This window comes from Virgibacillus salarius (assembly GCF_039521925.1).
Lineage (GTDB): Bacteria > Bacillota > Bacilli > Bacillales > Amphibacillaceae > Virgibacillus > Virgibacillus salarius.
The window spans coordinates 1-7,830 of record NZ_BAAACY010000119.1; the positions used below are offsets into that span (position 1 = coordinate 1).

General features: G+C 35.9%; 9 protein-coding genes. 8 read left to right on the forward strand and 1 reads right to left on the reverse strand.

The window, feature by feature from the left end:
* The first annotated feature begins 760 nt into the window (after positions 1 to 760).
* Together sigI and ABDZ84_RS15055 are read left to right on the forward strand one after the other, a co-directional pair.
* Positions 761 to 1,489 (forward strand): RNA polymerase sigma factor SigI, encoded by a 729-nt coding sequence (sigI, locus tag ABDZ84_RS15050; protein ID WP_034678168.1) that lies wholly within the window; start codon positions 761 to 763, stop codon positions 1,487 to 1,489.
* Positions 1,486 to 2,694, forward strand: a complete 1,209-nt coding sequence (locus tag ABDZ84_RS15055) for an anti-sigma factor domain-containing protein (protein ID WP_026679648.1) — start codon at positions 1,486 to 1,488, stop codon at positions 2,692 to 2,694. The genes sigI and ABDZ84_RS15055 overlap by 4 nt, the downstream gene beginning before the upstream one ends.
* 125 nt (positions 2,695 to 2,819) lie before the next feature.
* Here the strand turns inward: ABDZ84_RS15055 and ABDZ84_RS15060 are convergent, their stop codons facing one another.
* Positions 2,820 to 3,056, reverse strand: coding sequence for a YhdB family protein (locus ABDZ84_RS15060; RefSeq protein ID WP_026679649.1), 237 nt, complete (start codon positions 3,054 to 3,056; stop codon positions 2,820 to 2,822).
* A 161-nt stretch (positions 3,057 to 3,217) separates the two neighbouring features.
* On the opposite strand from ABDZ84_RS15060, the gene ABDZ84_RS15065 reads away from it, so the two are divergent.
* The 6 genes from ABDZ84_RS15065 to ABDZ84_RS15090 form a co-directional block, all read left to right on the forward strand.
* Positions 3,218 to 3,805: a YhcN/YlaJ family sporulation lipoprotein gene (locus ABDZ84_RS15065; RefSeq protein ID WP_026679650.1), complete on the forward strand. Its 588-nt coding sequence runs from the start codon at positions 3,218 to 3,220 to the stop codon at positions 3,803 to 3,805.
* Between the two features lie 137 nt (positions 3,806 to 3,942).
* On the forward strand, positions 3,943 to 4,581 hold the full coding sequence (locus tag ABDZ84_RS15070) for a class I SAM-dependent DNA methyltransferase (protein WP_343782089.1): 639 nt from the start codon (positions 3,943 to 3,945) through the stop codon (positions 4,579 to 4,581).
* A gap of 13 nt (positions 4,582 to 4,594) precedes the next feature.
* A complete protein-coding gene (locus tag ABDZ84_RS15075; protein ID WP_026679652.1) occupies positions 4,595 to 5,056 on the forward strand; it encodes an S-ribosylhomocysteine lyase in 462 nt (153 codons plus the stop codon).
* 14 nt (positions 5,057 to 5,070) lie between these two features.
* Entirely contained in the window at positions 5,071 to 5,991 is a 921-nt protein-coding gene (locus ABDZ84_RS15080; protein WP_343782091.1) for a PLP-dependent cysteine synthase family protein, read from the forward strand.
* A 61-nt stretch (positions 5,992 to 6,052) separates the two neighbouring features.
* A complete protein-coding gene (locus ABDZ84_RS15085; protein WP_026679654.1) occupies positions 6,053 to 7,186 on the forward strand; it encodes a bifunctional cystathionine gamma-lyase/homocysteine desulfhydrase in 1,134 nt (377 codons plus the stop codon).
* Positions 7,187 to 7,406: 220 nt separating this feature from the next.
* Positions 7,407 to 7,830 (forward strand): DUF4372 domain-containing protein (locus ABDZ84_RS15090; RefSeq protein WP_343782094.1); only part of this gene is annotated, 424 nt, incomplete at its 3' end.

Consider the following 7,830-nt stretch of genomic DNA (forward strand, 5'->3'; position numbering starts at 1 on the left):
AATTTGAGTCGTCTTTTTTATAACAAACTTCAAGTTTCACTGAAAAATCATAAGATTTTCAGTGGCCTCGGTGAGTTCCAGAGGTTTTTTTGTGGTTTAGGAATATAAAATTTTCCCATGTGGACAAACTTGGGCGTGTTGAGCTGCGTCCAGCTTCAGCTCCCAGAAGCTAGGTGACTTCACGAATTATCCTAATCTAAGTCATCATCGATTCGTAAGCACACCGTGATTGCTTTATCTGCGTTGACTTGCTCCAGTGATTACGTTTCTATTCGTGCGCTTCCGCTTTTGTTCTAAGAAAAATCAAATTGAATATGAGCAGAAAGTCATAGGTAAAAATTGATTAAAGACAATGTGAACAAAATGTTACATAATAGAGATAGGCTAGTAATTTTATTTTAAACAAAATGTAACGGTTTTGTCCTAGCCACTTGTAAAACCTTACGTTAAGATATAATAACTCGTGCTATGAGAATCATACACGTATATTTAATACATAACTGATGGTTTTGGGACTCGCCCCGCTTTTGTAAATATAAACAATAGCGTAACGTATGGAAAAAGCAGTCAACTACTGCTATGAAACAATCTGAAAAATAGTGAAAGACTTTTTTGATACTCTGAATAAAGATGGTGAATACATCGTGAATAATATATATATAAATGATGAATATGGAATGAAACGTAAATATAAAAGGCCTACGCCCAAAAACGATTTGAAAAGAACGAAAACTATAATGGCTGGGGGGGCTTCAGTTTGATGATGAGCAAGTCATTAAAGGATACTCCCCTAGAAGAAATGATTATATGTGCCCAGCAAGGAGATCAAAACGTACAAAATTATCTTTTAAAAACATATCAACCCTTCATTGCGAAGTGTGTGTCTGAGGTATGTAAACGGTATATTGATCCAAAAAAAGATGATGAATTTAGTATTGGTCTTTCCGCTTTCAATGAAGCGATACAATCGTATGTTCCGGAAAGGGGGAGCTCGTTTTTATCTTTTGCAAAATTAGTTATTAAGCGAAAGGTAATAGACTATATTCGTTATACACAAAAACGTCCAGTTGCAGTATCTTTAGATGAAACCTATGATGCTGAACAAATGGAGAATCCAACAGAAATATTGGCTGTTAAAGAAATGTATCAATTAGAACAGGATGCGTGGTATCGGAAACAAGAAATAATGGATTTTAAAGAAAAATTAAAACTGTACAAGATGAGCTTAGCTGAATTAACAGAAGTATCTCCTAAGCATAGAGATGCGCGTGAGTCAGCGATTCGTACCGCAAGAATCTTGTATGAGGATCAACAAATGAAGGAGTATGTATTAGCCAAACGGAAGCTGCCAATTAAGGATTTAGTTAAAAAAGTAGATGTCAGTAAAAAGACGTTAGAACGTAATAGAAAATACATTCTAGCTATATTTATTGTACTTACGGAGGACTATCTATACCTTAAAGATTATTTGAAGGGGGTGGGTCAGTGAAAAAAGGGATCATCATGGAACAGCATCGCAAGTATATGATTGTATTAACAGAAGAAGGGGCTTTCTATAAAGCAGTACCGGTAAAAAATGCTGAATTAGGTACCGAAGTGTCATTTAAACCAATGAAGGCGAAAAAGGGATTACTGTTCTCTTTTGGTGGGAATAAAATGAATGCTTCGCTTCGTTTGCTTGCTCTAGTAAGTGTCATGCTTTTATTTGTGCTACCTTTTTATTTTGTTATGGAGAAGAGTAAAACATATGCTTATGTAAGTATTGATATTAACCCTAGTATAGAGCTAGAGGTAACTGAAAATATGCTGGTTCAATCAATAAGACCAGTTAATGATGATGCTGAACTAATATTAGATAAATTAACTAATTATGAAAATAAAAACCTCGATGAAGTTATACATATGATTATGGATAAAAGTGAGGAAACAGGTTTAATAAATAATCAAAAGAATATGTTGGTAGGTGTAAGCCTAAAGGATCCAGATACATCTATTTTGGACAGTTTAGACGGCTATTTCCCTGAAGGTGATTCCGATTGGAAAATTGCAACCTTTTTCGTACCAGAAAAAATTAGAGAAGAAGCGGAGAAAACCAATAAATCCATGAATGAAATAATGGCTCAAGCTATCCAAGATAAAGATGAAGTGGTCGATACGTCTAATTCAGAAAAAATGATGAATGATCAAGATAAAGCTATAATTAATTCATTTTATAATTCAAAGGAAAACGATCATTCAGAGTCCACTACTGAAGATTCAGGGGAAACGAATTCATCTAAAAGTAACAACACTTCTAAGGAACAGGCACCAATAACACCTGATATTAGTAAACAGAGAGCTGTCCCTGAACAACACGAAAAAAAGAAAACATCTGTTGAGAAAAATAATGCTAATCATAACAAAGACAAAAAAAGAATGAAGTACGAAAAAAAAGATAAGAAGGATCCAAAAAAACATAACCAGAATAAACAAAAAAACAAGTCCAAACAACGAAAAAATAACAATGATCCTAGGGATAAGCATCAGAATAATCACCGTAATTGGGATGATGATGAATGGCATCATCACCGGGATAAGGATGAAGATGAAAACGACTACAAAGAAGAGGATTATGAAGAAAGGGGTAGAAGTGGTCAGCATTATCATAAAAATGAAAAACATCAAGATAGAGAAGAGCGTTATGGTGACGATTAAATAGGAGCATTTGGTTCGAAAAATAAAAAAAGAGAGCTGTCACATATCATGCACGTATGAGATACATGAAATATTTGACAGCTCTTTTTATGCGCGCTTAATATAGTAATCACTTTGAAACAAAATTATAGTTCCATGGCAATGGATGGCTCATGCTTCATGGCATGGTCTAAATAATAAAGCAGGTTATCATGGGAATTCATAATTTTACGTTCGTCTATTGAATAATGGTAAGCATGTAGAAATCGCTGAATTTTTTTTGAAAGTAAATCATCCTTTGTACGTACCATGAGTACGAGTAAATCATCCCATTGTCCCCAAAGTGTGTAGTACAACGCTTTATCGTAATCAGGAATGTCCATTTTACCCCTCCTTAAATTGTAAGGGTTAGTCATAGTGTCCCCGCATAATATATATATTGTCTGAAACAAAAATGGTGTGTCTGCCAGATAAAGGTAGTAAAAAAAAGTATAATAAATCTTCGTCGATTCATACTAAGAACAAAACAAAGGAGGGTATTTAAATGAAATCAAAGTTTTTCACTCTTTTTGCAGTACTTAGTATTGTGTTGATGGGTTGTGCAAATACGGATGATAATAATAATCAAGATGCAGCTGAGGATAATGTAGAGCAGACTAGATATAATAATGCTGGTGATGGCATGGCTGGTGAACGTGATTATGAGATGAGAAGAACCTCAGAACGTGATCAAGAAACGAATAACAATGACCGTTATGATATCTCAAAAGAGGCTGCTGATAAAATAACAGATGAAATTGCCGAAATTGATCGCGCATATGTCGTAACGACGGATAATAATGCTTATGTAGCTGCAGGACTAGATGCTAATGATAACCCAAATATGGAAAATACCAACACAAATAATAATGAAGATAATGGCAATGAAGTTACGGATGAAGTAAAGTCCAAAATCAAGAAAATTGTACAATCGGTTGACGGAGATATTGACAATGTATATGTCTCTACGAATCCTGATTTTCTTAACCTAACACAAAATTATGCAGATGATGTTGATAATGGTGAACCAATAGAAGGGTTCTTTGACCAATTTGGAAACATGATTGAAAGGTTATTTCCAGAAAATCAATAATTCATTAAACGAGTGATTCTTTAAGGAGTCACTCGTTTTTCTTTTAAAAATATGTCACATCATGTATACTATTACATATATTCATACTATACATAGTGTTTTACTATGAATTATTCCTCGGTTGGAGTTGAATATAAATGGGAAGAGAGTTCTTATCGATATTTGATGATTGGGCAAACACCTATGATTTAAGCGTAGCTGGTGTAGATCAGCAATATGCTGCAGTTTTTTCCAATTACGATAAAATTTTAGATGAAGTTGTTGAACATTCAGAAGGGAATGTTCTTGAATTTGGAGTTGGAACTGGTAATTTATCCAAAAAGCTAATAGAGGCAGGACATTCATTTATTGGGGTGGAACCATCCTTGGCAATGCGAGAAATTGCAAAAGAAAAACTTGGAGATGTAGAAATTCTTGATGGGGATTTTCTAAGTTTTCCAGCCATTTCTGAAAGTATAAATACGATTGTCAGTACTTACGCCTTTCATCATCTAACAGACAAGGAAAAGGAAGTAGCAATTTCTAACTTTTCACAAATGCTACCGAAGGATGGGAGGATTGTATTTGGGGACACGATATTTCAATCTGATCAAGCGAAGGAACAGATGATTGAGCAAGCAAAACGACAAGGGTATCTGGACTTAGCAGATGACTTACAACGTGAGTATTACCCGACGATAACAGTTTTAAAAAATATATTCACCCTGTATAATTTTAATATAGCCTTTCATCAAATGAATGATTTCGTTTGGTTACTCTTAGCAAAAAAGAATTAAAGGAGCGGGTATCATGACTAAAAAAATGAATGTAGAAAGCTTTAATTTAGATCATACAAAAGTAAAAGCACCCTATGTGCGATTAGTAGGAGTGACAGAAGGCGCAAATGGGGATAAAGTGTATAAATACGATATTCGATTTAAACAACCTAACAAAGCACATATGGAAATGGATGGTTTACACTCCATTGAACACTTAATGGCAGAAAATATACGAAACCATATGGATAATGTTCTTGATATCGGTCCGATGGGCTGTCAAACTGGATTTTATTTAGCAATTATGAACCACGATAATTACGATGAGGTGTTAGACACCATTGAGAAAACATTGCAAGATGTCTTAAAAGCTGATGAAGTACCGGCATGTAATGAAGTACAATGTGGGTGGGCGGCGAATCACAGCTTAGAGGGCGCAAAAGAAATTGCTAAGGAGATGTTAGAACATCGAGATGAGTGGCATCAAGTTTTTTAAAGGCAGGAGAGATGATGGCAGTTTATCGTTCAATTCAAGGCTTAATTGGCAATACGCCGTTACTTGAAATTACGCAGTTCTCACTACCAAGTGGGGTCCGTTTATTTGCAAAGTTAGAATTTTTTAATCCAGGTGGAAGTGTAAAGGATCGATTAGGACAGATATTAATTAAAGAGGCCTTGAACAAAAGGCTTCTGAATCCAGGTGATACCATTATTGAACCTACTGCGGGTAATACAGGAATTGGATTAGCGATTGCTGCTATATCACATGGTTTTTCAGTAATATTATGTGTTCCAGAACACTTTAGCCAAGAAAAGCAGACGATTATGCAAGCCCTCGGTGCAACAGTTATTACTACTCCTAGGGAGCTAGGCATGAAAGGTGCTATTGCTAAATCACGAGCGTTGTTGAAGGAAATACCGAATAGTTTTTCACCACAGCAATTTTCTAATCCTGCTAACCCGATCACTTATTATCAAACTTTAGCACCGGAAATCTGGAATGATTTAGATGGTAATATGGATACATTTATCGCTGGAGCAGGTTCAGCGGGAACGTTTATTGGCTCTTCAAAATATTTTAAAGAGAAGAATCCAAATGTAAGAGCAGTAATTGTTGAACCAGAAGGATCGATAATTGCTGGGGGGAAGCCTGGATCTCATCGAACGGAGGGAATTGGTATGGAATTCTTTCCAAATTATATGGATAAAACGTTAATTGACGAAATATATACCGTATCAGATGATCATGCCTTTGAATATGTAGCAAAATTAGCTAAAAAGGAGGGATTACTCGTGGGGAGTTCATCTGGATCTGTAATGTTTGCAGCAATTCAGGAGGCACAACGGGCGACACCAGGTTCTACCATCGTAACCGTATTTCCAGATGGAAGTGACCGTTATTTAAGTAAAGGAATTTATACTTCATCATAATGATGTATTTACCTCATACAGAAGCTTGGGGAATGATTGAATAGAGTAAAGGAGAATAGCGATGCGAAAAAAGACAAAAATGATTCATGGGGGGATCACTGGTGATGAACGAACTGGAGCGGTGTCCGTTCCAATTTATCAGGTGAGTACCTATCAGCAGGATGAGATTGGGAAGCATCGAGGTTACGAATATTCTCGCACAGGAAATCCCACTAGACATGCGTTAGAGACCGTAATTGCTGACTTAGAGAATGGTGTGTCTGGATTTGCTTTTGGCTCAGGAATGGCTGCAATAACCTCAGTAATGATGCTGTTTCAAGCGGAAGACCACATATTAATGACGGATGATGTGTATGGTGGTTCATATCGAGTGATGACAAATGTGTTGAATCGATTCCATTTAGAGCATACATTTATTGATACGAGCGATCCAGAGCTAGTAGAGGCTGCTATTCAGGATAATACAAAGGCATTGTATATTGAAACACCGACGAATCCATTATTAAAAGTGTCCGACCTTAAGAAAATGGCTGAAATAGCTTCTAAATACAATCTTTTATTAATTGTTGATAATACCTTTGCTACACCTTATTGGCAATTACCTTTAGATCTTGGTGCAGATATTGTAATTCATAGTGCTACGAAATATATAGGGGGACATAGTGATGTTGTCGCAGGATTGGTCGTTGTAAATTCCGATGAATTAGCAAAGCGAACGCATTACATCCAAAATTCAGTTGGTGCTGTTTTAGGACCTCAGGATTCCTGGTTACTGTTACGAGGTATCAAAACAATGGCGCTACGTATGGAAGCGATTGAAGCAAATACAAATAAACTTGCTGCTTATTTGCAAGGCCACTCTCAAGTAGTAGCTATCTACTATCCGGGTTTGCCGAATCACCCAGGTCATGCAATTGCTAAAAAACAAGCGAGTGGTTTTGGTGGTATGATATCCTTTGATGTAGGAAGTAGGGAAAAGGCTGAGCAAGTGATTGAACGAATTAAGTTCTTTACATTAGCTGAAAGCCTTGGTGCGGTGGAAAGCTTAGTTTCTGTTCCAGCCCAAATGACACATGCCTCGATTCCTAGAGAGCGAAGACTTGAGTTGGGAATATCAGATGGTTTAATTCGTCTTTCTGTAGGGATTGAAGACGCTAATGACTTATTGGAAGATATAGAGCAAGCATTACAATAGAACATAGGGATGCCGTTCATTCTTGGACAGCGTCCTTTTTTGTAGTCTAGTAAATTACACTAGCGTTGCATTAAATTATGAAACTAAAGTCAAGCAATAATTAATTTCAAATAAATGTAATTAAAGGGAATTTATAGTCTTCAAATATATAAAAAAATCCTTATAATTAGATGACAGAAGGTTCAAAGTCCTGTCCATACCCTAATTATAAGGAGTTCTCATGGACAAGAATAACACAAAATCAGTTTTTAAGGAATATATTCAACCAACAGAAATGAAAGTCATTTCTAAAATTATTGATCAGTTGAAGATTGATAAGTATGTTAAAAAACTAGATAGCCTCACCTTCACCAAATTATTTATTTATGCTCAATTGAAACAGTTATCAAGTCTTAAAGAGATTAGTTTCAAGGTACGGCACAAGAAAAAATTACAAAAAGAACTTGGGCTAAAAAGTATTAGTAAATCTCAACTTTCTCGAAAACTTTCTGATCTTCCTCCGGAGATCTTCCAGGCGATTCTGCGTCATTTAATCCAACAGATCCATCAGGAAATTGGGGAAGAAAAGGGAAGTGAATTACTTGAGAAAATCCATCTCATTGATTCAACGACCATTTCTTTTTGCCTTAGCCAGTATCGGTGGG